Raw genomic sequence first — 26,098 nt, 5'->3', positions numbered from 1 at the left:
CATGGCAATCACTCCTCCCAGACTGGACGACCGGCGCTTCGACGACCTCGTCGAAGACCTGCTCGCCCGCATCCCGGCCCACACGCCGGAATGGACCAACCCGCGCCTCGGCGACCCCGGTCGAACGATGGTCGAACTGTTCGCATGGCTCGGCGATGCGCTGCTGTACCGCGCCAACCTCGTGCCGGAGCGGCAACGGCTGGTCTTCCAACAGTTGCTCGGTGCGCCGATGAAGGGCGCCCTGCCCGCGCGCGGCATCGTGCAACTGGCCTACGCACAGCCGCCCACCGAGCTGGCCGTGCAAAGCTTGCAACCCGGCGCCACGCTGAGCGGCGCGGCCCCCTTCGAGACATTGGCCGAGACCAGCGTGCTGCCGATCGTGGCCGAGGCGTACATCAAGCGGGCGCTGGACGATGGTGAACGCGCCCGCATGGCCGATGTGGTCGCGGGGCTGGCCCGCATCCATCGCGTGAACGGTGCGGCCGAGCCGTATGAAACGCATCGCGTGTTCGATGCCGATCGTGCCGAGCCCAATGGCATCGATGTCTTCGCGAGCAGCATCGACCGCGTGCTGTGGCTCGCACTGCTGGCCCCCACCGCGGCAAGGCCCACCGAGCAGGCCGCCACCAACGACGCCGTGCGCAACGCGCTCGGCGGCGCGTCCGGCACACCGACACTGCTGTCGCTCGGCATCGTGCCCACGATCAGCACGCCGGAACTGTTCGATGAACTCGAAACACCGGCCCCGCTGCCGGTGCTGTGGGAACTCGCCACGCGCGGCACCGGCACCTTCGGCACCGAATACCTCACGCTCGATCCGCTTCCCGACAGCAACACCACTGGCGGTCTCACCCGTGCCGGCACATTGCGCCTGCCCCTGCCAGGCAGCGATCGCCTGTGGGTGCCACCGAACGACGTGCTGGCCAATCCTTCCGCCGGTGTCGGCGACACGCCGCCGCGCATCGACGATGCGGATCGCGCCGGCCGCCTGGTTGGCTGGCTGCGGCTGCGCCCGCGGCCCGGTGCGCAGGTCGAGCACCTGGCGTTGTCGTGGATCGGCGCGAATGCGGTCGAAGTGGACCAGCGCGTGACGCTGCGCGGGAGCGTGCTCGGCAGTTCCACCGGCGCGGCGGACCAGAGCTTCTCGCTGCCGCAAGGGTCGGTCGATGCGGACACGCTGGTGATCGAAGTCGAGGAACCGGGCCAGGGCTACCGCACATGGAGCCGCGTCGAAGACCTGGCAACTATTGACGCCAACCCCAACGTGGCACGCGAAGCCGCTGCCTTCGAACTCGATGCCGCCGCCGGCACGCTGCGCTTCGGCGATGGCATCCGCGGACGCATCCCGGATCGCCAGATGCGCGTGCGCCTGGCCTTCGGCCGCTTCGGCGGCGGCGTCGCGGGCAACCTGCCGCCGCAATCGCTCACCGGCATCAGCGCCACGCGCGTCGAAGGTGGCCGTTCGTCCCCGCTCAAGGTGCAGCAACCCCTCGCCATGCAAGGCGGCGTCGATGCCAAAACCATGGCGCAGGCCGAGGCCCGTATTCCCGCGCTGCTGCGCCATCGCGACCGGGCCGTGACCCCGCTCGACTACCAGCGCCTGGCCTTCGAAGTGCCCGGCATCGCGATGGGCCGCGTCGAGGTCATGCCGCGCTTCAAGCCGCGCGACCGGCGCTTCGAGGTGCCCGGCGTGGTCAGCGTGATGGTGCTGCCCGAGCAGCCGATGACCACTGCGCAAGTGCCCAATCCGCGCCCCGACCGGCCCTTCCTCGAACGCACGCACAGCCACCTGGCAGCGCGCTCCCCGCTGGCCTCGGAGCTGTACGTGATCGGCTGCGACTACATCCCGCTCGGCCTGGCTGTCGGCGTGGTGCTGCGCGATGGCTTCGGCCGCGATGCCGTGCTGCTCGAAGTGCGCCAGGCCTTGAAGCGGCTGCTCTGGCCGCTGCCGCCCGGCGGCGCCGACGGCAAGGGCTGGAGGCTGGGCCGCCATGTGCGCGAGCGCGAACTGGAAGTCGAAGTGTCCCGCGTGGCCGGCGTGCGCGAGGTGTCGGGGCTGAACCTGTTCGGCAAGGGTGTGTCGGAAAGCGGCCCTGCCTGGACGCTGCTGCCGCGCAACCAGCCGGACGGCACCCGCAGCCTCGAACTGGCGCGCTGGCAGTTGCCCGAGTTGCTGGGCGTGATCGTCGTCGATGGGGACACACCCGTGCCCACGTCGCTGGCCGCGCTGCCCAATCCCTTCGCCAAGGCCAACCAGGTCGCGGTGCCCGTCGTGCCCGAACTCTGCTGAACCGCCATGGACGCCAACGGCCTGCGCTTCTTCCTGCTGGCGAATGCCGGTCACTGGCGCAGCCATGAGCACACGCGCTACGACAGTGGCTGCAAGGCCCTGCGGCTGGCGAGCGAGCGAGAAATCCAGTCGCCGATCGATGCCGTCGCGGAGGCCACGGCGCTGGCCGCACTCGACTTGGTGCCGCGTGCGGTCGACAGTTTCGGCTCCGTCGCACGATGGGACGGCGATGCGATGGCGGTGGTCGTGCACACCGGCCATCTGCCTGGCGATGCGATCACGCTGCCGCTCGACGTCGCACCGACCGACCTTTGCGCCGGCACCGATGGCGTGCTCTACGCCGCCTTGCCCGACGCCGTGCTCATGCACGACCTGCGCGGCCGTTTCGCGACGACACGCGTGCCCACCGACGGCTTCGTGCCCTGGCGCCTCGCGGCCCATGCGGACGGCGGCGTGTGGCTGCTGGAGCGCACCAGCGGAAGACTGGCGCGGCTCGAAGGCCGTCCGCTGTCTTTGCAGACACCGGCCCGCGACGAATACGCCCCGCAAGTCTTCCGCCCCGAGCCGGAGAACTGCTTCCCGCCGACGTTGCGCCTGCTGGATCAGGTCACCTGGCCCGCCGACGAGCAGCCCATCGCACTGGCGGCCCACCCCGGCCCCGCGCTGCGCCTGCTGAGCTGGGGCCCGGACGACGCTGCACGCTTGCGCGGCATCGACGCCATCAATGGCGCCCTCACGACCGCCGTGCCGCTGGCCGGTGGCCGCTATGCCTACAGTCTGGCCTGGCTTGCGAACAGTGGGATGGCCGTGCGCTTGCCCGGTCGCAGCGATGCGCTGTCTTTCGACGACGGCGGCATCGTGCTCGGCGAGGTCTATCCGCTGGCCACCGGCGCCGTCGAAGCCTCCTTCGCCCACACGCTCGAAACGCCGCCGCGCTACCCGCTCAACGACGACGAGGCCGAGCCCCTGCTGCCCCTCTCGCTGGTCAACACCGCGCGCCAGGGCGAGGCCACGAACTGGACCGATACCGACGACGGCCTTGCAGCGCAATGGCTAGACAGCGGCCAGCCCGACACCGTCTGGCATCGCCTCATGGCCGAGGCCTCGATCCCTGCCGGGACAGGATTCATCGCCTGGCTCGCCGCCACCGCCGACCCCGCGCCGCCCGCCCTGGAAGACGCAGCCGCATGGCAACCCCACGGCTTCGGCCGCGACATCGCCGCGCTCGCCCCCGCGGTCATGGCAGGTCCGGTGCCACGCGCCGCCTGGGACCCCGCACCCTCCGAACTGCCCGGCCATCCCGGGCTTGCATCGTGGACACCCGAGCGCGATCGCCGCGGCCTGTTCGGCGTGCTGATCCAGGACGCGACACGCCGCGTGCGCCGCCTGGTCGGCCGCTACCTGTGGGTGCGCTGCACCATGCTCGGCGATGGCCGCGCCACGCCGGAGATCTGCGCGCTGCGCGCCTGGGCCGGCCGCTTCGACTACGTCGACCACTACCTGCCGCGCTTCCTGCGCGAGACGCAGTTCGGCGCCGATGCGCAAGCCGCGGGCGAACGGCTCGCGACCCTGCGGGCCAGCGCGGCGACCTTGAGCTTGCTCAATGCCGGCGGCGATGCACCTGCGGCCGTCGTGAACGCCCTGCAACTGCAACTCCCCGACATCTCCGGCGCACTCGCCGCCACGCCCATCCAGCCGCAACAACGTTGGCGCCTCTTCGACAGCGCACGCCAAACCACCTGGCACCTGGTACGCGACACGCAGGGTGCACAGGACATCGGCGTCTACCGCCCGAAGGCGACCCCATCCGACTTCCTCTCCCGCATGGTCGCCAACTTCGAAGGCGTGCTGACCACACTGGAAGACCGCGTTGCCAGCGCCCATGTGCTGACGCATCCGGCCACGGTGCCCGAGCCGCAGCTCGACTGGCTCGCCACATGGGTCGGCGTCGCGTTCGATCCTGTGCTGCCCGTCGATCGTCGCCGCGCCTGGCTACGCGAATCTCCGCGTCTCGCGCGCTGGCATGGCACACGTCGCGGCCTCTCTTTCGCGCTCGACGTGGCCACTGGCGGTGGCGTGAGCGGCGGCGAGATCGTCGTGATCGAGGACTTCCGCCTGCGCCGCCTCCTGGCCACGCTGCTCGGCGTCGACCTCGTCGACGAAGACGATCCGCTGCTGCCCGGCCTCGGCCAGAGCGGCAACTCCATCGTCGGCGACACGCTGATCCTCGCCGACCAGCAGCAGGCCGAACTGATGGCCCTGTTCCGCAGCGACCAGGCCACCGATGCCGAGAACGATGCCGTGCTCGCCTTCTACGGCCGCCTGGCCCACCGCGCGACGATCTTCGTGCACCAGGAAGTCGAGCCGCAGGACCTCGGCCTGATCCGCCGCATCGCCGAACTCGAAGCCCCGGCCCATGTCGATGTGCGCGTGGTGACCGCATCGAAGCCGCTGCTGGTCGGCGTTTCCAGCCTGGTCGCCGTCGATACCTACCTCGGGCCGCCCGCGCGGCCGCAACCGGTGCGCGTCCAGCGCAGCGTGCTCGGCATGGGCGACCTCGTGCGCCAGTCGCCCGCGCTCGACCCGCGCGTCGGCGGCAGCACCGCGCCCATCTTGAACCAGGAGTCCTGACCATGACCGTGCAAAGCCGCGATCCCAGCGCCGATCCGCTGTACGCCCGCCCGCTGCCCGAGCGACCGTCCTATGCCACCGGCATGATGCTGGCCGCGCAGGATTTCAGCGACGAACAGACCTACCACCGCGGCCGCCTCGCCCGCGCCCTGGCGCAGTTGTCCGGCAACGGCACGCTGGCCGGCCTGCGCGTGCACCACGAGCCGGAAGTCACCGGCGGCGAAGCACCGCATCCGGAGGAAATCGTGGTCGACCCCGGCGTGGCCGTGGATCGGCTCGGCCGGCTCATCGAAGTGCCGCGTCCTGCCTGCCTGCGCCTCGTGCCCTGGTTCACGCAGCAGGCCGCGGTGCAGGGTGGCGATGCGATGCGACTGGCCAGCTACGACAACCTTTCCCGCTTCGCCAGCGTGCGCCGCCAGGCCGACGCCACCCCGCTACCCGCCGCCGCCGTCGTCGCCGATGTCTACCTGCGCTTCATCGCCTGCGCGCACGGCTACACACCGAGCTTCGCGACCGGGCCGTATGACGCGCTGGATGCCGTCTCGGTGTCGCGGCTGCGCGATGCCTACGAAGTGGTGATGACACTGCGGGCCGGCCTCTCCAACACCCACAGCGGCCTGCCCCTGCAAGGCACCGACCTCAGCGGCGCGGCGCCCGCCGAGCGCCGCGCCGCAGCGCAAGACGCCGTGCTGGCCGCGTACCCCGCGACAGGCCGCTCCGGCAGCACCGACCCGCTCGACCCCTTGCCCGAGCACCCGCCGGTGTTCGACCACAGCGCGGTGTTCCTCGCGCGCCTCTTCATCCCGGTGCAGGCGCTGGTCGCCACCGGCGCGCCCTTGCGCAGCGCCGACGCACCCCAAGTCGACAACTTCGGCCGCCGCTTCCTGCCGGCGGTCGACCTGCTGGCCAACGCCATCGGCCTCTAAGGACTCGCCATGCCCTTCCCCAACCTCACCCAAGGCGTCGCCCGTGAACTCGTCGCCCGCGCCGACGTGCAACGCCTGCGCAGCGCCGGTGTGCTCATCGAAGACCCGCGGCGCGAGCGCCCGCGCTGGTTCGACGGCCGCTTCCTGGCCGCTCGCGACCTGATCCGCGAGCAGCAATACACCCTGACGCGCGAGGCCGACCTGGGCCGCGCGGCCGGCAGCGGCGTTGCCCAGGGCCTGCGCGTGACCGAAAGCAGCGATTCGCAGTCGCTGCACATCGAAACCGGACACGGCATCACCCCGGCCGGCGAACTGGTGCTGCTGCCGCGCAACCTCGACATCGCGCTGGCCAACATCGCGCAGGCCGAGCAACTGTCCGCGCGCTTCGGCCTCGGCCGCATTCCCAACCCGCCGATGCGCAGCCGCACCGGACTCTTCGTGCTCGCGTTGCGTCCGGTCGAATACACCGCCAACCCCATCGGTGCCTATCCGTCGTCGCTGACCGGCCAGCGCACCGTCGAGGATGGCGACACCATCGAGGCCACCGCCATCGTGCTGGTGCCCTGGCCCGACGACGGCGCCTCCGATGCGCTGGATGCGCGGCGCGGCCGGGTCGCACGCGACGTGTTCGTGGCCGGCGGCGGCGCGAGCCTGTCGGCCAACGTGCTGCCGCTGGCGCTGCTGGCGCTGCGCAACAACACGGTCGAGTGGGTCGACGAGGCGATGGTGCGGCGCGAACTCGGCGCGGATCGCGGCGACCTGCCCGGCCTCGGCTTCTCGCCGCGCGCGTTACGGCTCGCACACCTGATGCAGTACCAGGACCACTTGGCGGACGTGGTCGTGAACACGCGAGGCCGGACCTTCCCGGCGTCCTCGTGGTTTCCCGCGCTGCCCGGCGCCGGGCCGGTGCCGGCCGGGCTCATCGACGTGCGCGACTTCACGCAAGGCTTCTTCCCGGCCGAGATCGACGTCGACTTCAGCCCGGTGCCCGACGATGAACTGCCCGCGCTGATCGAGGACGCGCTGATGCTCCAACCCATCGACCTGCAGGCCTCCGCCGAGGCGCTGGATTCCACTGCGGTACTGATCCTGGCGCCCGTGCCACGCAATGAATGGCGCGCCGTCAATGCGCGGCTGTCCAGCACCAGCCGGGTCGTCAAGCCGGCCGCGCCCAACCTGATCGCGCAACGCAAGCCCTTCGAGATCCTGCAGAAGCTGCGCCTGCCCAGCGGTCCGGTGGTCGTGCTCGACCCGACCAGCCCGTCCGACGCCGAATGGCAACGGCTCGCGCGCCTGCCCAACCTGTGGTTCGTGCGGCGCCGCCACATCGCGGTGCGCGACGACTACACCGGTGCCTGGCAGGCCGTGAGCGGCGTGGACGAGCGCACGCTCGACACCGCGTTGCGCACGCGCATGAGCGCGCTGGGGCTCAGCGATTCGTTCAACAACGTGGTGTCCCGTTCGTCGCCCGCGGCCGTGGGCACGCTGACCTCGCTGCTGTCGTCGAAGCGGTTGGCCGAATCTCCGGCGCTGAGCGCGGCGACGCTGGGTGCGTTGACCCAGGCTGCGCGCGATGCCGATGCGGCGGCCCCGCCTCCGGATGGCAGCACGCGTCCCTCGCTGGACCTGGCGACCGTGCTGAAGGTCAGCGCGGACCTCACCGCGCCGGGCGCGGGCCAGGGACTGGAACGCGTCGAGAAGGCCCTGCCAGAAGGCCAGTTGCGGCCCGACACGCTGCGCCGCATCGCGACCGGTGTGACGTGGAAGAAGCTGGACCAGAACGCCTCGCTGGCGCCGACGCAGGTGGTGGCGGAACTGGCGCGCGTGTTCGATGCACCGGTGGGTGCGCCGGGGACGCCGGTGCCACCGCCACCGCCAACGCCAACGCCAACGCCAACGCCAACGCCGACTCCGACTCCGGCGCCGACACCGACTCCAACGCCGGTTCCGCCACCGCGGCCGGTGCCACCACCGCCAGTCTCTCCGCCAGCGCCCACGCCGATCCCGGCCCCCGTTCCAACGCCGCCGCCCGCGCCAACGCCAGGCCCTGCGCCGACACCGGTCCCCACCCGACCGCCGGTCGTCACGCCTGCGCCGGGGCCACGCCCTCCGATCGCCGGACCTGTCACGCCCGTCACACCCGTCACGCCGGTCCGCCCCGTGACGCCACTGACGCCGGTCTCTCCGGTCATCAACCCCGTCATCAATCCGGCCACGCCCATCGCCTCGCCGGTCATCCGGGGTGGCGCCGTGACACCGGTCGCTCGCGCCGCACGCAAGGCCGCCGACGCACCCGAACCCGACCCGGGCGATTCGCCATCACGCAGCGGCCGCAAGGCCAAGCGCAAGGGAGGCTGACGTGAGCACCATCGTCCCCATCGCCACGCCGCTGCCCGGCGAGCGTGTCATCGCGCTGCAACCCGGCAACGCCTCCGACGCGGCCACCGACTGGCTGCGCCGCCCGCACCTGTTCGCCGGCCGCACCCTCAGCGCCGCCACGCTGGCCGCGCGCCAAGCCTGGGCGGCAGGCCGCATCGCGCAACGCGGGCAGGCCTTCACCGCTGGCGTGGTCGGCGGCCTCGAAGTCAACCATCGACTCGAACCACTTCCGCCCGCCGAAGGCGGCGGCAACCAGTTGCGCGTGTTCATCGAGCCCGGCCAGGCCCTAGCCGCGAGCGGCGAGGACATCACGCTGACGCGCCCGATCTCCCTGCGCCTTTCCGACCTGCCGGTGCTGGCCCCGCCCGCATGGTTCAGCGCAGCGCCGCCCACGCCCCCCGCCCCGCCCCCGGACCCGAACGATCCAACGCCTCCCGTCACCTTGCCCACGCTCGACGCCCGCAGCATCGGCACCTTGCCGCTGTCGCAACTGCTGGTCATGGCCGGCACGCGCATGTCCCGGGTCGGCATCCTGGTCGCGCAACCGGTGGTCGTCGACGTCTCCAGCATCGACCCCAACGACCCCTGCGACCTCTGCGCCTGCGGCGGCGCGGCCGACGATGGTGCCGCCTATGACGACGTGCGCATCGGCGACGGCCTGCGCCTGCTCTGGTATCCGTGGCCGGAAGAGTGGCGCCCGTTGCCGACCAGCTTCCTGCGCTTTCGCAATGCGCTCGCGCATGCCATCTTCGAAGCCGAAGCGGCGCTCGCGCCCGGCGAGGTCCTGCCATGGGCCGATGCCGGTGTGCCGCTGGCCCTGATCGCGTTGGATACCGCGGCAACGGCAGCCACCGCCACCACCGTGATGCCGCTGTTCAGCGATCGCGCCAGCGTCGTTCGGCAGGGCGGCCGTGCGCGCGAGGCCCGCCTCCAGCCCGGCGCCACTGTCGACGGCCGGACACCCTTGCTGGCCGACAGCCGCCTGCCCGCGCTGTGGCAAGCGCGCATCGAACAGTTCGCCGAGCAGATCGCGGAACTGGGCGACCCCGCGCCGCCGCCCCAGCAACTGGCCGACCCCTTCCTCACGTTGCCCCCCTGCGGACTGCTGCCGACGAATGCCATGAACTTCTCGACATGGCGCAGCGACTTCTTTCCGCCGCTGACCACGCTGGATGCCGTGCCCGTGCCCATCGAGCAACTCGACGCCGCCTTCCGCGATGCCGCACCGCTCGCGCCCGTCGACATGTCGGCGCCCAATCGCGTCCGAATGCTGGTGCCCGTGCCGCAAGCTTCATGGGAGCCGCGCCTGCTCAAGACCGATCTCATCGATCCCGAGTTCAACGCCACGCTCAACCGCTTCCTGCTGCGCCGTGCGCGCGAACTCGGCGCGCGCCAAGGCCTGCGCCTGGAACTCGCCCTGCTCACCCGCGTGCTCACCGGCCAGCCACAGACCGTGCCGGCCTACAACGACGACCCGCTCGCCGTCGAGACGGAAACCCTGATGCCCTGGGGCCCACCGCCCGTCGGTGGCGGCCATCGCAGCACGCTGCGCGCGGGCTCGCACCAACACTACTTCGACAGCGCCACCGAGATCCTCACGCCCGGTACGGCCGACGCCATGTCCCAATGGGTCTTCCTCGACCCCGACAACCCGCCGCGCATGCTGATGCTGCAATGGCATGTGCGCGGGCAGAACTGGGAGCACCGGGCGATCTGGGGCGAGGACTTGCGGCCCGACCTCGGTGCCCCGAGCACACCCGGCCACCGCCTCATGGGCCCGCTGCCCGAGCCCGGCCGCTGGGCTCAGATTGAAGTGCCGGCCTCCGTCGTCGGCACCGCCGGCCAGCCCATCGACGGCATGGCCTTCAACCTCTTCGACGGCCGCGCCGCCTACGGCATGGCCGGCACGCGCAATGCCAACCAGCAGCCCAAGTGGTTCTGCAACGTGTTGCCCCTGGGTGCGCAGCTCCAGGGTGACGAGCGCTGGGATCTGCTCACGCAGAACGACCTGTGGGCGCCCTTCGAGCCGGCACGCGGCGTCGTTCCCGCGATACCGGCCAACGTGCCGGCTGCGCCGAACCTGGTGAACGGCGGCCACCTGGAGCCCTCGGCCGCCGGCATCCACCAGCACTACTTCGAAGGCGCCAACCCGAGCTTCACGCTGGGCACCGCCGAGGAGCTCTATGCCTGGGTCTACGTCGACCCGAACGATCCGCCGCGCGAAGTCATGCTGCAGTGGCACGCCGCCGGCAATTGGGAGCACCGCGCCTTCTGGGGCTTCGACGAGATCGGCTGGGGCACGCTCGACACGAATTCGCGCCGCCGCATCGGCGGGCTTCCGCCGCCCGGGCAATGGGTGCGCCTCGTGGTGCAGAAGGCCGATGTCGGACTCTCGCCGACCACGCCCATCGACGGCATGGCTTTCACCTTGCAGGGCGGCAGCGCGGCCTTCGCGGCGACCGGCGCGGTGACGATCACGCAGACCGAGGCCAGCACCGGCGTCTTCGTCACCAACTTCGCGGAACGGCCTTGGTTCGCCTTCAACCTGCCGCCGAATGCGCGCCCGTCCGGCACCTGGCTGCCGATCGAGGCGCGCGACCTTTATGCACCGACGAACACATCGCGCATCGGACGGGTGCAGACCGTGGCCAGCCTGCTCGCCGACCCGCTGCTGGCGGTGCTGTCGGAACAGGAGCGCGCGCAACTGACGGTGCGCGGCCTCGGCCCCTTCGTCGACTACCTGCGCGCCCGCATCGATCGCACCGACGACCTGACGGACCATGGCTTCGTCAAGATGCAGTCGGATATCTACCGCGTGCGGCAACTGATGCTCAGCAGCACCGATGCGTTGCGTATCGCCGTGTCGCCGACGCTCGCTTCGATCGCCAAGGCCGAGACGGCCGTGGCCTCCCAGGCGCAGATCGCCAGCTACGTGGCCGGGCTCAAGGTGCCGGTGACCGCTGTGGCGCGAGCGGCGGCGCCCGCTGCCGCGGCGCCCCTGGTCGCGACGCCGCCGCTGGCCGCATCGCGCTTCTTCAACACTGCAAGCGTGGGCGCCTCGAACTTCAACCTGAACCTCGGGGTCCAGCTCGAGGCGGCGCCCAAGGTCAGCGTGCGCAACGACCTGCGCGCCGACGTCCAGGCCAAGGCCGGCTCGCCGGTGCAGCAGGTGGCCGCCCTCGCCACCTACCAGCCCATCTACGTGGCCAACATGCCCAGCCCGGTCGACGTGGTGCTGTCGGCGCCGGTCATCGGCAAGTCGCCGATCCGCACCACGGCCATCGCCGAGCGGTTGAAGGCCTCGCCTTCGCAGGAGGCGCGCGACTATGCGCTGGCCACGCGGCGCGACACGGTGCTGAAGCTGATCGGCCTGCTCAACGAATTCATGGCCGAAGATGGCGGCGCGCCTTCGGGGCTGTTCAGCGCGGTGCCCGGCGTGAGCGACGAGTTCTACGTGTTCGGGCTGGAGAACGATCCCTTCCTGGCCGGTGCACCGGCGGGCGATGCGACCCTTCGGCGCCGCCGGCTCACCGACTTCCGAGTGAACCCCGCACTGCAAGGGATGCTCGACGACTCGCCGCCGCTGTTGCGCAATGCCGCGGGCGCGGTGCTGCCGGCCGACGAGTCGACGCTGTTCTCGCAACTCTCCGACCTGTCCGACAACACCGTCGCGATGCTGCGCCAGTTGGAAGGCCGTATCAACGGCTATCGCAACGCCTTGACGCGCTGCGAGCTCGCGTTGACCGCGCTGCAGGGCGACCGCGCCGATGCGGCTGCCCGTGTCGGCGCAGCGGGCGACCGGTTGGCCGAAGCCCGCCACGACGTCGGCGTGGCCCGCGCGCTGATCGCCGAGGAGCAAGCCCGCATCGAGGCGGTCAACGCCCGCCGCGCACAGGTGCTGGCCGAGGAAGTGCGCTTCCTCGCCTTCATGCGGCCAAGGGAAACGGCCACGATGCAGGACCTGCCGCGCCGCGTCATCGACCCGGCCCTGGCCGAGGCGCCCGTGCCGGCCTGCCTGCGCGACCACACCGACGTGCCCGATGAGCTGGAGGAAATGCTGCGCGTGGTGCGCGAGGCGCCGGCCAGCTGGTTCGTGCAGGCGCCGACACTGCTGCGCCAGCTGGACCGCAGCGACCTGCTGCTGCGCACGCTGCAAACCGCACAGTTGCGCACCACGCTGGTGGCGCAGCGCGTCAACGCCAGCGCCCCCTTGACGGCTTCCCTCGGCGGCGCCTCGCGCAGCGCGACGCCGACGCTGGGTATGTCGGTGAGCAACGTCATCGCACGGCAGACGCCTTTGCTCGCGGCCCGCGTGAGCGCGGTCAACAGCATCGACCTCACGCGCGCCGCATCGCTGAGTTGGCAAGCGCTGCATGCGCAGGCCACGGAGGTGGTTTCACTCGGCGACGTCATCGACGGCGACCATGGCCGCAGCACCGTGAGCCAGCGCGCCGCCGCCCTCTACGGCTCGATCACGCAGATCTGCGCCTGCCTGCACGCCGAGTTCTGCGGCGTCAGTGCATCGATCCGGCTCGACTGGGCCGAACTGATGTCGCAGTACGACGCGGCGCCCTCATTGCGCAACGGCGCCAACCTGCCGCGCTGGAGCGAGATCGACTCGACCGACCGGCGCCAGATGCAGGCCTACATCGACTGGCTGTTCGCGCAGGTCGACCCGGCCAAAGACGATGCGCAATCGCTGGTCAGCGACCTGGTGCGCATGTGCCTGCTGCTGGCCAGCCATGCACCGGTCGGGCGCATCGTGGCGGGGCGCATGCCCCGGCCTGTCGTCGGCGTGCGGCCCGGCGTGCGCATTCCGCTGGTCGCGCTCGATGCCGGCGACAAGCTGCGCGTCGGCATGCAGGCGATGCTGTATCGCGGCAGCAACCTGGTGGCACGCGCGGCCATCGAGGACGTGGGCAGCGGCGAGGTGTCGGCGCGGGTGTTGTCGACCGTGGCTGCGCAGGTCGACCTGGACGTGGACGTGCGCGTGCAGTTCGCCGCCGGTGAAGTGGTCAGCGCGAAGGCGGCGCGTGTCGCGGCTATCGCGTCGCGTTGACGGAGAAGGCCCGGCATGACCCGCACCGTCCGCCACCTCCGAATGCGCGTGCCCAGCGAATCGCATGCCCGGCAATTGCAGGTGCGACTCGATGACGCCTTGCGTTGCGCAAGCCTGCCGGATGCGGGCGAGCGCCTGCTGTTCGTCAGGCGGCTCGAGCTGGGCCGCCTGCCCGAGGGGTGGAGCGTGCACACCTTGTCCCTGCACATCGAGCGCTGCGTGCAGGCCGCGGGATGGCGCTGGGTCCATGGCGACACGGCGGAAGCGGCGCAGGCCAGCGCGGTGTGGTTCGCAAGCCCTTTCGAGGCGATGCGCTGCTATGCGGCGCGGCTGGCGGAGGGTGCCGCCCCTGACGCATGGCACTGGCGACTGGCGCTGCCTGCGGAGGTGCTCGCGCCGGATGCGGACACGGGTGAGCGCCTGCGCCGCATCGTGCGTGAACTGGTGTCGTCGCCGGGCGCGGACAACACCGTGCCGGCCTTGCTTCAGGCGTTGGACGATGCCCGCCACGGGCGCTGGGCGCGGGCGCAGATGCTGCCCGAGATGGGGGCCTTGCTACGGGACAACGGCGTCCGGCTGCCGAAGTCATGGGCCGTGATTCACCCCGTGACTGGCATGCCCGCGCTACGGCTTGGCGATGGCGCAGGGGCGTTGTCGGGGGATGCGGAGCCCGCAACGGCACGCTTGGCCCATCGCGCAAGCGCTCCGCAGCATGAAGCACCTCATACGCAGGCCGTGTCCGCCACGTTCAACGAGCCAGAAGCAGGTGCGCCAAGGTTGTCCCTGGTCACACCGCGATCCGTGAAGGCTTCTTCGCGAACGCTTGGCGATTCGTCGACACCCGCCCCGGCGCCAGTGGCCACGGGCCACGCGGGTGCCCATCCTGTGGCCCCGCCGGGCGTTGCCCCAGTGGTCCCGGCAGGCATGGCGCCTTCCGCCCCGAACACGCCGCCATCACAAGGCCTGCCAACGCCCACGCCATCACCCTTGCACGACGATCGCGAAGCGCCGCCCGCACCACCCCGCACCCTCGAAGCCATCGGCCAGTTCACCGCAGCCGGCGGCCTGATGTGCCTGGTGCCCGTGCTGTCCCGCCTCCACTTCGGCGCGGCCGGAGACGACGATGTGGCCCCCTTGATGCAACGGCTCCTGCAACGCATCGCAACCCGCCTCGACCTGCCCGACGACGACGCCACTTGGTCGCTGGCCGCCGCGCTTTCCGCACCCGAGGACGCCCGTGCCCCCTACCTCGACCAACGCGGCACCCATTGGCTCGCCACCTGCCGCCGCCACCTGCGCCTGCAATGCGGCATCGGCCTGGCCAGCCTCGCCCTGCGCCCCGGCTGGCTCGACTGGGGCCCCACGCACATCGACGTGCATCTGCCCCTGGCCCATGCCGACCTGCGCGTGCGCCGTGCCGGCCTCGACATCGACCCCGGCTGGGTACCCTGGCTGCAACGCATCGTCCGCTTCCACTACTTCAGCGGCCGGCAACCTGAGAACTTTCAATGAAGCGCGATGAAGCCTTGGCCGGCGCAGCGCCCCCGACGACCAGCGACGACCTCCCGCTGGCGCAGCGCCTGCTGGCCATGCTCGCGCCCGGCAGCGCCCTGCCCGATGCCGCCCCCGAGGCGCACTGGCTCGTCGCGCAGGCCGGCGCGTCCCCCTGGCTCGACCTGGCGAGCGCATGGTCCGATTGGCGCGTGCGCCCACCCGCGGCCGATGCCCGCCTGCATCGCCTCGTGATGGCGCTCAGGCTCAACGCCAGCGAAGCCTTCGCGCTGGCCTTGTCACACGCCGCCGACAGCGACGTGATGCACAGCCGCGCGCTGGCATGGCTGCAGGCGCCCTTGCGCGAAGCCCGCCCGACGCTCGGCCTCATCGCCTGCCTCGATGCGCAACGCGGCCTCGGTGCCGCCGCCTCGCTGACCGCCTTGCTCGACGGCGCCGCCCTCGCGAGCGGCCTGCTGCACCTTGAGGAGCCGGTGGACCGCGCCAGTTCGCGCGCCGACGCGGCCCTGCGCCTGCCGCTGCCCCTGCTGGTGGCATTGGCCGGCGGCGGTGGCGCCTGGGCGGGCGTCACGCTGCTCGACACCGCGCCAACGCTGGCCGTCACCGTGCAAGCGGAGGCCGTCCTGCGCGCCACGCGCTTGCAAGCCGCCGATGCGCTGCTGATCCGCAGCGGCGACCCGGCCGAAGCACGTGCCGCCTGCGTCGCCATCGCTCACGCCCGCAACGCCCGCGCCGCGCTCATCGAGGGCGATCCGCCCGCGGGGCTGCTGCCCTGGCTGATCCTGCAAGACGCCTTGCCGGTGCTCTGCGCCGAACCCGGCCCCGGCGACCGGCGCGAAGTTCCCCGTCGGATACATCGCCTGACGCGCCACCCGGCCGTTGCCGCCGGGCCGCTGCTGATCGCGACCGGCCTGGAAGGCAGCTGGCAGCGCGATGACGAGCCGCTCGCCGAATGGCGCCTGCCGATGCCAGAGCCCGACGAGCGCGCATCGATCTGGCAAGGACTGGGCCACGACGCCGCACAGGCCGAGCGCTTCGCCCGCACCCAGCGCCACACAGCCACTCGCATCGCCAGCCTGCATGCCCGCGCCGACGCGCTGGCCCGCGACGACGGCGTCGTGCAGTCCAGCCCTGCGCACCTGCACCGCGCCGCCCGCCAGGCCGACGCCGGTACCCTCGGCTCACTGGCCCAGACGCTGACCGAGGACATCGACGACGACGCACTCGTGCTGACGCCGGCCTTGCGCACCGACCTGCTCGCGCTCGCCGAACGCTGCCGCCACCGCGAAGGCCTGGCCGACACCCTCGGCCCGGCCGCCCGCACGCGCTACCGGCCGGGCGTGCGAGCCCTGCTGGTCGGGCCTTCGGGGACAGGAAAGACGCTGGCCTGCGGCTGGCTCGCGACGCGGTTGTCCAAGCCGCTGTTCCGTGTCGACCTGGCCGGCGTCACCAGCAAGTGGATCGGCGAGACCGAGAAGAACCTGGGCGAACTGTTCGCGCGTGCCGAGCATGCCGACGTGGTGCTGCTGTTCGACGAGGCCGATTCGCTGTTCGGCAAGCGCACCGAGGTCAAGGATGCCAACGACCGCTATGCCAACCAGCAGACCAACTACCTGCTGCAACGCATCGAGACCTACGACGGCATCGTGCTGCTGACCAGCAACAGCCGCAGCCGCTTCGACAGCGCCTTCACGCGCCGGCTCGACGCGATCCTCGACTTTCCCGCGCCGGGGCCGGGCGAGCGGCGCGCATTGTGGCTGGCGCATCTGGGCGACGGCCATGCGCTGACCGCCAGCGGCCTGAACCGCTTGGCCGCGGGATGCGACTTCGCGGGCGGGCATGTCCGCAACGTGGTGCTGACCGCGCGTGCCATCGCGGGTCGCACGGGCCTGATCGACTGGCCGGCCCTCGGCATGGCGCTGCAGGCCGAGTACCGGAAGCTGGGTCGCGCGATGCCGGCCGCGCTGGTGCCGGCGGAGTAGCCCATGGGCGCGCGCATCCCGACCCCGGAGCGGCGCAGCCGGCCGGTGGGCCGGCCGCGCGGCGGGCCGGGAGGCGATGCGATCGTGCTGTCCGGCCGACAAGATGGACGGCTGGATGGACGGCTCGATGGACGGCTCGATGGACGGCTCGATGGGCAACTCGACGGCCGTCTCGATGCTCAACTCGATTCGCAATTCGACGCCCGGTACGACGCCACACTGGATGCCAAGCTGGACGCAAGCGACGAGCCCACGCTCGACGCACTGGCGGCTGCCGGCTGGCCGCGCTACCTCGACGCCTCCAACCCCGACCGATCACCCTACTCGCCGCCCTCCGCCGACGCCGGCAGTCCCGCCACGTCGACCCCTCTGGACCACGCAGCGCCCCCCGTGCCCGCCGCCGTGCTGGCACCTGGCGCGCCCGTACGCCCACCGCCCCCGGTTCGGCCTCGCCAGCCACCCGCACCGGAACCTCCCGCAACAAACAAGTCGCCTGCGGAAGGCCAGGAAGCGAAGGCCGGGCAAGACGCGAAAGCCGACAAGTCCAAGGAAAAGGACAAGAAGGAAAAGGACGGGAAGCCCGCCGCACCTGCGCCAGGCGAAAGTGGCAAGACAGGGAACGACGCCAAGGGCGGCGACGCCGACGCCAAAAAGAAGAAAGGCGGGCAGTCGCCAGAAGGTGGCGCCATCCTCCTCAGCGCCGACTCCGATGGCGAAGCAGCCGAAGCCTCTGCCGCGCCCTCCGACCTGGACGCGCAAGACAACGACGCCGAGCCCCTGACCATCAAGCCCCTGGCCTGGACCGCTCTGGCCCCGTCCTGGCCCGCCCCCGCCTCCTTGCCCGGCAGCGAGTTGCTCCTGCCCGAAGCCCAACCCGCCAAAGCCGCCGCGCCCGCACCCGCACCGGCACCTTCCCCCGCCGACAACAGCAAGGCGGCGCCCGCGCCACCCACTGCCGGCCCCGCCGACGCCGAGCGCCAACGCCAGCGCGCCCCCGTCGCCGTTGCCCAGGCCTCACGCGCCTATGAAAACCTGGTCCGCACCGCCCAACGCGAGCAGTCCAGCTTCAGCGACCGCGCCAATCAGGTCGCCAACTACATGGCCCGGCAGCACGGCCTGGTCGCCGGCGCGATCCTGCATGCCCATGACGAGGAAGGCTTCCAGCTCGACAACGTCGCAGATGCCGCACGCGCCGCCGTCCAGGCCAGCGCATCTTTCGCCCAGCTCCAGCTCGACAACGCGGCAGCCAATGCGGCGCTCAGCATCAAGCAGGCGGCGGACAGCGCCTACGGCCTCATCAACGCCGACGACCTCACCGCCGCGGCGCGCATCGGCGCCGTGGTCGACGGCCTCGTGGCCGGCCACCTCGGCGCCTACAACGGCGTCATCAAGGCCACCGCCACCGCGGCCGCGGAGGCCACGACCAAGCTCAACGAATTCCGCAACAACGCCGCCACCAACTACCCGGTCTCCGGCGCGCCGATGCCCGCCGCGCGCAACGAAACGGTGCAGCGCCGCATCCCCAAGTGGGTCGAGAAGGACTTCACCCAGGTCGAGGAACGCGTCAAGGAAAAGACCAAGGTCTGGACCAAGTCGCGCGACACCAGCGTGTGCAGCCTGGGCTGTGGCTTCCGCGAGTCGCTGGAGGCCGAGCGCGTCGCCGCCAACACCGCGGGCCGGGCCGCGGTCGGCAAGACCACCGACGCCGCCCGCAAGCAGTTGAAAGCCCAGGCCAAGGCCGGCCGCAATGCGCTCGCAGCGATCGCCGTGGGCCGGCTGGCGCAGATCAACGCCCAGCAGCGCGCCACCCGCAGCCGACTGCTGAGCCAGGCCCGCGCCGCATTGGGCGGCGTGCGTGGCGAATCGCAGGGCGCCATCAACGGCGCGCTCGGCGCCAGCCGCGCTGCCCTGCCTGGCTATGCGCGCGCGGCACTCGGTGCACGCCAGGCGATGGTCAACGCTGCGCCGCGCGGTATTGCGGCACTCACCCAGGCCAGCGAGCGGGCACCCGAAGGCAGCCTCGTTGGGCTGCGCAAGGGTGCCACGCAGATCGACGCACGTCTCTCCGGCAATCTGGAGAGCCTGCGCGCCGGCCTGTCCCAGCGCGAGGCCACGACGCACGTCGGCAACCAAGCCTTGCACGCGCAGTTCGAGCAGACGACAAGCGGACTCACGACCCAAGCCGCGACCGAGTTCGGCGCCAACGCCGAAAGTTTCGTCAGTGCCTTCGGCGGGCTCGCCGGCACCGTCAGCGCCGCGGCCGCCAGCTGGGCGCAGCCGCTGGCCCAGCGCATGGCCAAGTCCATCGAGGCCAAGCGTGGCGAAGCCGCGGCCAAGCTCGCCGAGACCCTCACCGGCAAGAAGGCCGAGGTCAAGGCCCCGCCTGCGCCGCCAGCGCCGCCTCCAGGCGCCGCGGGGAAAGGTGGTGCCGCACCCGAATCCAGTTGCGGCAAGTGCGATGCCGAAGCCGGCGGCACCACACCTGCGCCAGCGCCCGCGCCCGGCGCCAAGGCCGGCGGCGGCCTGGAGGAAGAAGCCAAGACAGAAGCCGAATTCCTCAAGAAGCGCACCGACCCCGCCACCCTGTTCGGCAAGCAGATCACCGGCACCGGCGACCAGACGCAAAACGACATCGACAAGCGCTCCACCAACGTCACCAAGGCCTTCGGCGGCGGCTTTGCCGGCACGGTGGACGAGACCGGCGTGGTGGCCGCCGTGCGCGGCGTCAGCGCGGCGCGCGGCTCGGCACTCGAGTGGGAGTCCTACCCTCGCGTGGCGGGCGGCACGCTGGAGCCCGACCTGGTCAAGAACCTCGGCGAGAAGAGCACCGAATACGCTTCAACCCGCGCTTGGCTGCGCGGCGATGCGGTCGAGGCTGCGCGGCTGGAACTCAAGGATTCGCTCGGCTTCTTCAACGACGACGAGGCCCGCGTCGAGGCCGTGATGCGCGCGCTGACCCCGGAGCAGGCCGCGGCCTTGGGAAAGCAGCACGGCGATGTGGTGGCAGAGGTCGACAAGGCGCTAGACGGCACCGACAGCAAGGTCTTCAACGCCCTGAAGACCGGCGACCAGGTCACCGCCGACGCGCTGCGCCTGAAGGACGAGGTCGACGACGCGCGCAAGGAGAACGACAAGGCCGCGTTGAACCGCGCGATCGAGGCCCGCACCACCATGGGCCAGGACTCCGACGCCCGCGCCCTGCTCGACGACGACCCCGACGCCCGTCGCAAGGCCGTGGTCGCCGCCCTCGGCGGACTGGTGGCCGAGAGCGACTGGGCCAAGGCCGACACCACCGGTGCCGTCGCGAAGATGAGCGCCGAGGACCGCGCCGTGCAGTACGTGACGCGCGACATCCAGATGTACATCGACGAGGGCGGCGGCGTCAGCTACGCCGAAGGCCCGGCCCGGGGCAACCAGCACTACACGCTCAAGCTCGAAGGCGCGGACAAGGACCTCTCCGTCGCGCTGATGACCGAGAAAGGCGGCGGCGACAGTGTTGCCGCACGCGCGGCCCGCGTCGGCGTCGCGATGCAGAGCGACAAGGACTTCGACCCGGAGAGCTTCGACAAGGCGACCTTCGATGCCGGCTTCTCCGGCGACCTTTCCAAGGCAACGCCCGAGGAACGTGCCGCGCACCGCCAGGCCGCCGAAAAGCGCGCCGCCGTCGTACTGCTGGCCGCGCAGAAGTACGCGCCCGAGCCACCCGGCACACCCGCAGCGCCCGATGCCAAGCCCGGTGCCCCGCTCGACCCCGCAGCCGCCGCAGCCAAGGCCGCCGACCCCACCACGCCGATGACCGACCCCAAGGTCATCGCCGCACGCGACCGTGTCATCGCCCGCCTCAACGAGAAGCTGGGCGCCGGCTCGCTCGATGCGCAACTCGCCAAGGGCCTCATCACCGACGCACGCCCCACCCCCGAGACCTGCGCCATCGCGATGGACCACGCGATGCATGCGCACTGGGGCACCAACGAGGAACTGCTGTTCCGCTTCACCGAGCGCATGAACCGCGACGAGATCGCGGACATGCGCAAGGCCTACAAGACTCGCACCGGCAATTCGCTCGATGCGGAATTGGGCGTCTACGGCGAAGGCGGCAACTTCAACGAACTCTCCGGCGACGACCGGCTGCGCATGGAACGCGCGATGAAGGGCGTCGCGCGCAACGACCGCGAGAAGCTGGAGAACGCGGCCTTCGCCATCGCGCAGCAGCGCAGCGAATCGGGCGGGCTCGGCAGCATGCTGGCCGACGGCACCTATGCCGACCGGGCCATGGCCGCCACCACCAAGCAACTGGAAGCACTGGCCGGCGGCCCGATCGCGCTGAACCGGCGCGGCGAACTGATCTCCAGCCTGCCCAACTTCAAGGGCGACGACTACACCGGCGCCGACCGCGCCACCTTCGAGGCCACCACCGCCATCGCGCAGACAGTGGCCGAGAACTACTCCGCCCGCATCGACGCCTTCGCCGACATCGCCACCACCGGCATCGCGATCCTCGGGGCCATCGCGGCGGCGGTGATCACCGTTGTCACCGGCGGCGCGGCGGCCCCGCTGATCGCCGCGGCCGTGGTCACCGGCCTGGCCTCGATGAGCGCCAACTACGCGATCAAGGGCGGACGCTACGGCTGGGAACAGGCCGGCATCGACCTCGCGATGACGGCGGTGCAGGCGATCACGGCGGGTGTCGGCGCGCAGCTTGGCAAGGCGGCGCAGGTGGCCTCGAAGGCAGCGCAGGCCGCACAGACCGCGTCCCGCTCGCTGGTCACGCTGGCCAAGATCTTCACCGGCAACCCGGTCGTCGACCAGATCATCATCGGCGCGATCACCGGCGGCATCGGCGGGCTCGGCAATGCGGCACTCAACGAGCAGACGTGGAAGGGCAGCAGCGGCGACTCGGTGATGGCGCTGTTCGGCGGGCTCATCAAGGGCGGGCTGGCCGGTGCGGCGACTGCCAGCGTGACGCAGTCGATCGAGGCGCTGGGACGCAATGCGCCGGCCCTGCGCGCGCAGGCAGAGAAGCTCGCGGCTGGCGGCACGTTGAGCCGCGTGGCGGGCGTGGGGCTCAAGGGCGTGTCGAAGGTCGGCAGCGCGATCGGCGCGGGCATGAATGCGTCCAGCGAAGGCGGTCTGATCAAGGGCGGCCTGGGCATGGCCGGTCGCGGGCTCACCAAGGCCAGCATCTCGGCCGCGGGCGGCATGGCCGGCAAGGCGACCGAACTGGCCGTGGACAAGAGCACTGGCAAGTTCAAGGGCGACATGGGTGCCGCGCTGGTCGAGATCGGCCATGCGGGGCTGCATTCCTTCGTGCAGGGCTTTGGCGAAGGCGCGGCCGAGTCGGTGGGCCAAGGCATCCAGAACCGCGCCAACAAGGCCAGCGGCGCGCGCATCAATGCGGAGCGCGAGCGCATGGGACTGAAGCCGCTGGAAGGCGATGCGCTCCATGCGGCTGTCGAAGACCTGCAATTCCTCAACACGCACGGCCGCAACGGCAACGATGCGCTGGGCCGCGCGATCAACCTGGACCACATCGCGACGCATGGCGGGCTGGTGGAGACACCGGTTGCTGCACCGGCGGCCGGGCGCGCAACGCCGCACGGCCCCGAAGCGGAGGGTGCAGCACCGCGCGCTGCGTCCGACAGCGACCTTGCAACCCAGCCTCGCACGACTAGCGGTGGCGATGAACCCACGGCACCCCCCGTCACGAGCGGCGCCGACGAAGCCGCCACACCACGCGCCACATCCGGTGCCGATGAAAGCATCGCGCCTCGCACCTCGACCGCTGACGACGCCCCTGCACCACGTCCTGTTGCCGCCGAGGAGACCCAGCCGCCCAAGCCCGCCGCAACACCGGAAGCCGATCAGCGCCTCCTCCCGCACCTCAGCGACGCCGAGATCGCCCACGCCCTCGACCATGCCGAAGCCGGCCCCGCAATGCGCATCGGCGCCGAGCAACCCGGCGCCGACACGCGCGCCCTCCCACCAGCCAGCACTGAAGCCACGCTGCTGCAACGCCAGGCCGCCGGCGCCCTGCACGAACAGGCCGATGCGCTGATGAAGCGCGCGAACGGCCTGCTCGACAAGGCCATCGCCAAGGACGCGGAAGCCGCCATCGCCGACACCCACAACCCGCGCCGCGCAGCCGCCTTGCGCGAGGAATCCGGCAAGCTGCTCAACGAAGCCATCGCGCTCGAATCGCAAGCCGTGCAGCACCGCGCCGAGGCTGCCGAATTCGCCAGCGGCCGCAAGTCCGCCACCGCCGACCTGCCCGGCCCGGAAGACGTCGACGCGATGTTCGCGGAGTTGCACACCAAGCCCGGCCCCGACATGTTCCAGATCCCGCTGTCCGCGGTGGAACGCAACCCCGAGCTGCTGCCTCGCCTGATCCGGCCATTGCTCGAAGGCGAAGGCGGCGGCCGCGTGGTGTTCCGTGTCGAGAGCGAACGCAGCCGCTCGCTGGTGCATGTCGATGCGCAGAGCAATGTGCACGTCGAAGGCGGTGCCTCGGCGCACCTGAACTTCGGCTCCTTCGAGCGCGCCGTCGAGTTCGTGATGAACAACAGCCAGGGGAAGGCCCGGATCATCGCCTTCGAGGTCGACGAAGCCTGGGTCCGTGCGATGCGGTCCGCCGCGATTCCCGAGGCCGGCACCGCCGACCTGCATGGCCAGCCGCGCCTGGTCGACGTGCGCTTTGCCGACGACCAGCTGGAAGTCCCTGCGGGCCTCATCGGCGAGCTGAACCGCATGATCAAACCCGGCAGCGGACGCGTGCACGAGATCGATGCGCCCTCCAGCCCCGAAGGCGGCCCCGCGCCCAACCCGCTGCTGCCGCACGACGGCACCGCCTCGCCCATCGCCGGTTCGCGCATGCAACTGGCCACCGAGCCGGTCATCACGCACCCGCTCAATGCCCTGAATGCGGCCATCGGCGAGGCTTTCGGTCTCAGCAGCGTCGGCCCGCTCACGACCCATGGCACCACCGAAAGCGCGCTGCACCTGTCGATGACCGATGCCGAAGGCAAGCCGATGAAAGTCAAGGTCGAGGTCGGCGAGACCGAGCACGGCGCCATCGCCAGCTTCCGCCGCAACCCGGACGGCGACGACCCGATGTACTTCGTGCGCCTGTCGCCGAACGCCCCGCTGGAAACCCATGGCCGCGCCATCGCGCACGAGCTGACCGAGGTGCGCCATCACCACACCGAGGCCGGCGCCGCCCCGGACGCGCTGCGCCCCGGCGCGGCCGTGGGCGATCGCCTGTCCGCCCACGATCGCGGCCGGCTCGGGGAGTTGGAAGTGCTGGCCAGGCGCCTGGCATCGGTACCGGAAGCCGACACCGCCGCCCGCGCCCAGGTCCATGCCGACATCGAAGCCCTGGCCGCCCACCTCGGCCTGCTGCACGCCGATGCCGCCGACCCGCGCCTGAAGCTCGCCCTCGACGCGCTGCCCGAGCATTCACCGGCCCGCGTCGCGCTGGCCGAAGCGCAGCAACGTTCGCGCAGCACCGACGACACCGACGACACCGGCGACCTGCTCCAGCCCGGCCGCGTGCCCGCCGAGGGCGCGCAACCCAGCGCCGCCGACCGCCGCAAGCTCGCCGAACTCGAAGCCTTGCTGCGCAACCTGCCGCCCAAGCCGACCGACGGCAGCGCCGAGCCCGCCGCCGTGCTCGCGCTGCGCCATGCCGCCGAAGCCAAGGCCGCGGAACTCGGTCTCGCCTTCGGACAGCATGCGCCGAAACGCGCCAGCCTCGCCGAGACGCTGCTCGGCGAGCCGCACCTGATCGCACGCCTGGCCGAAGTGCGCACCGGCGCGATGGACAACCCCTTCATGAAGCCGCTCACCGGCACGCCCGCCGACGCGCCGACGCTGCTGAAGCAGCTTGAAGTCGCCGCCGCGATGGGCAACCGCGCCCAGGCCACCGAGCTGGCGCAGATCGTCGGCCTGCATCTCGAACACAGCGGCCAGCTCGCAAGTCCGCTCGCCACGCTGCATCCCGAAATGACTTCGCCCGCCCTGCGCGCCGTGCTCGCCGACGTCGTGGAACGCCACACGGCGCGCCTGAAGGAACCCACTTTGCGCGCCGAGGCAGAAGCCCTGCAACGCCGACTCGACGTGATGCCAACCGGCCGCTCCAAAGGCGTGCAGACGCAACGCGCCGAACTCGAAGCGCGCATCCGCACCCTCACCGCCCAGGCCGACGCGGAAGGCCGCGTCGCACTGCGCGAGCATGGCATGTCCGCCGCAGAGGCCCGTCGTGATGCCACCGCCCGCCAAGCCCAGCGCGTCGACAAGGTCCCCGAGGTGCTCAACCACATCGCCAACGGCAAGCTGGTCGCGCAGTTGTTCGCCGACTCCCCGAGCTTCCAGAAGTTCGGTGAATTCATGACCCTGCGGCGCGACCTGAACGAAGGACGGCAGTTCACCGACATCAGCGCAGGCCGCACCGACAAGGGCCTGGACGTGATGACCCTCGGGCGCGCCGAGAGCATGGAGATCGCGCTGCTGCACTGGATCACCGGCCACTACATCGACGCGGGCACCGGCCAGTTCAACCAGTTGGGCGACCTGGTGTTCCTCAAGCCTGTCGGCGGCACTTCGCCGACCTTTGCTGGCGCCCATCCCGCACTGCTGGCGACCGACCTGGTCGAGGTGGCCGTGCGTGCAGCCGGCCCCTTGCGCCCCGGCGAGGAACCCGTCAGGCACATCGTCAACATGACGCCCGACGAGGCCGCCGCCCATCGCAACGACCTGCTGGCGCGCCGCGATGCCCTGGAACTGGAAATGGCCAGCCATCCCAAGGGCAGCCCCGCCTACAACGAGGCCGAGGCGATCTGGTCGCGCGTCATCGGCGACCTCAACCGCACCTCTGAAGGGCTTGGCGTCGCGGCCGGCCGCAAGGTCGCCGCCGGCCTCGACGGCGGCCCCATGACGCCCATGCCCATCCCGCGCGCCGGCTCCGGCGTGCCCGACCTCGCCTACCGCGACGCCAGCGGCGCGTTGGTCATCATCGAATGCAAGGGCCCGCGCGCCGGCCTGGTCGACCGCGCCGCCGAACAGGGCAGCATGCCGGTGCGCGCGCAGCAAGGCACGCCCGAATACATGATGAGCCTCGGCCGTTCGATGTCAAACTCGTCCGACCCGGACATCAAGGCACTGGGTCTCGCGATCCTGGCCGAGATGCCGAACATCCGCTATTTCCTCGCGCAACAGACCGCCGACAACGCTGGCAATCTGGACCGCATCGTGGTGAAGACCTACGACATGAAAGTGCCCGGGAGATGAATGCGCAGCCGCTGGACACCTTGGGTCAGGCGTCAGG

8 protein-coding genes are annotated in these 26,098 nt (G+C 71.2%); all 8 read left to right on the top strand.

Translation table 11 applies throughout. The annotated features are described in order from the left end of the window. The first annotated feature begins 1 nt into the window (after position 1). From WKW79_RS01100 to WKW79_RS01065, 8 genes are read left to right on the top strand one after another with little or no spacing between them, the layout of a single operon-like run. Positions 2–2,290: a putative baseplate assembly protein gene (locus WKW79_RS01100; RefSeq protein WP_340333251.1), complete on the top strand. Its 2,289-nt coding sequence runs from the start codon at positions 2–4 to the stop codon at positions 2,288–2,290. A 6-nt stretch (positions 2,291–2,296) separates the two neighbouring features. Further along, a complete protein-coding gene (locus WKW79_RS01095; protein ID WP_340333250.1) occupies positions 2,297–4,921 on the top strand; it encodes a phage tail protein in 2,625 nt (874 codons plus the stop codon). Positions 4,922–4,923: 2 nt separating this feature from the next. Next, on the top strand, positions 4,924–5,847 hold the full coding sequence (locus WKW79_RS01090; RefSeq protein ID WP_340333249.1) for a hypothetical protein: 924 nt from the start codon (positions 4,924–4,926) through the stop codon (positions 5,845–5,847). A 9-nt stretch (positions 5,848–5,856) separates the two neighbouring features. Continuing rightward, a complete protein-coding gene (locus WKW79_RS01085; protein WP_340333248.1) occupies positions 5,857–8,205 on the top strand; it encodes a hypothetical protein in 2,349 nt (782 codons plus the stop codon). Between the two features lies 1 nt (position 8,206). Then, a complete protein-coding gene (locus WKW79_RS01080) occupies positions 8,207–13,285 on the top strand; it encodes a hypothetical protein (protein ID WP_340333247.1) in 5,079 nt (1,692 codons plus the stop codon). A 15-nt stretch (positions 13,286–13,300) separates the two neighbouring features. After that, positions 13,301–14,797 (top strand): hypothetical protein, encoded by a 1,497-nt coding sequence (locus tag WKW79_RS01075; protein ID WP_340333246.1) that lies wholly within the window; start codon positions 13,301–13,303, stop codon positions 14,795–14,797. Next, positions 14,794–16,779, top strand: coding sequence for an AAA family ATPase (locus tag WKW79_RS01070; RefSeq protein ID WP_340333245.1), 1,986 nt, complete (start codon positions 14,794–14,796; stop codon positions 16,777–16,779). The genes WKW79_RS01075 and WKW79_RS01070 overlap by 4 nt, the downstream gene beginning before the upstream one ends. Positions 16,780–16,782: 3 nt before the next feature. Continuing rightward, entirely contained in the window at positions 16,783–26,061 is a 9,279-nt protein-coding gene (locus WKW79_RS01065; protein ID WP_340333244.1) for a hypothetical protein, read from the top strand. The last annotated feature ends 37 nt before the right edge of the window (positions 26,062–26,098 follow it).

The organism is Variovorax robiniae (genome assembly GCF_037889955.1).
Lineage (GTDB): Bacteria > Pseudomonadota > Gammaproteobacteria > Burkholderiales > Burkholderiaceae_C > Variovorax > Variovorax robiniae.
Note: the sequence above shows the minus strand (reverse complement) of the source record. Positions and strands in the feature narration are given on the sequence as shown.

What these genes read in the sequence shown, in the direction of transcription:
- WKW79_RS01090 (WP_340333249.1), top strand. Translation starts at nt 4,924, where the DNA reads ATGACCGTGCAAAGCCGCGATCCCAGCGCCGATCCGCTGTACGCCCGC.
- WKW79_RS01095 (WP_340333250.1), top strand. Translation starts at nt 2,297, where the DNA reads ATGGACGCCAACGGCCTGCGCTTCTTCCTGCTGGCGAATGCCGGTCAC.
- WKW79_RS01075 (WP_340333246.1), top strand. Translation starts at nt 13,301, where the DNA reads ATGACCCGCACCGTCCGCCACCTCCGAATGCGCGTGCCCAGCGAATCG.
- WKW79_RS01085 (WP_340333248.1), top strand. Translation starts at nt 5,857, where the DNA reads ATGCCCTTCCCCAACCTCACCCAAGGCGTCGCCCGTGAACTCGTCGCC.
- WKW79_RS01100 (WP_340333251.1), top strand. Translation starts at nt 2, where the DNA reads ATGGCAATCACTCCTCCCAGACTGGACGACCGGCGCTTCGACGACCTC.
- WKW79_RS01065 (WP_340333244.1), top strand. Translation starts at nt 16,783, where the DNA reads ATGGGCGCGCGCATCCCGACCCCGGAGCGGCGCAGCCGGCCGGTGGGC.
- WKW79_RS01070 (WP_340333245.1), top strand. Translation starts at nt 14,794, where the DNA reads ATGAAGCGCGATGAAGCCTTGGCCGGCGCAGCGCCCCCGACGACCAGC.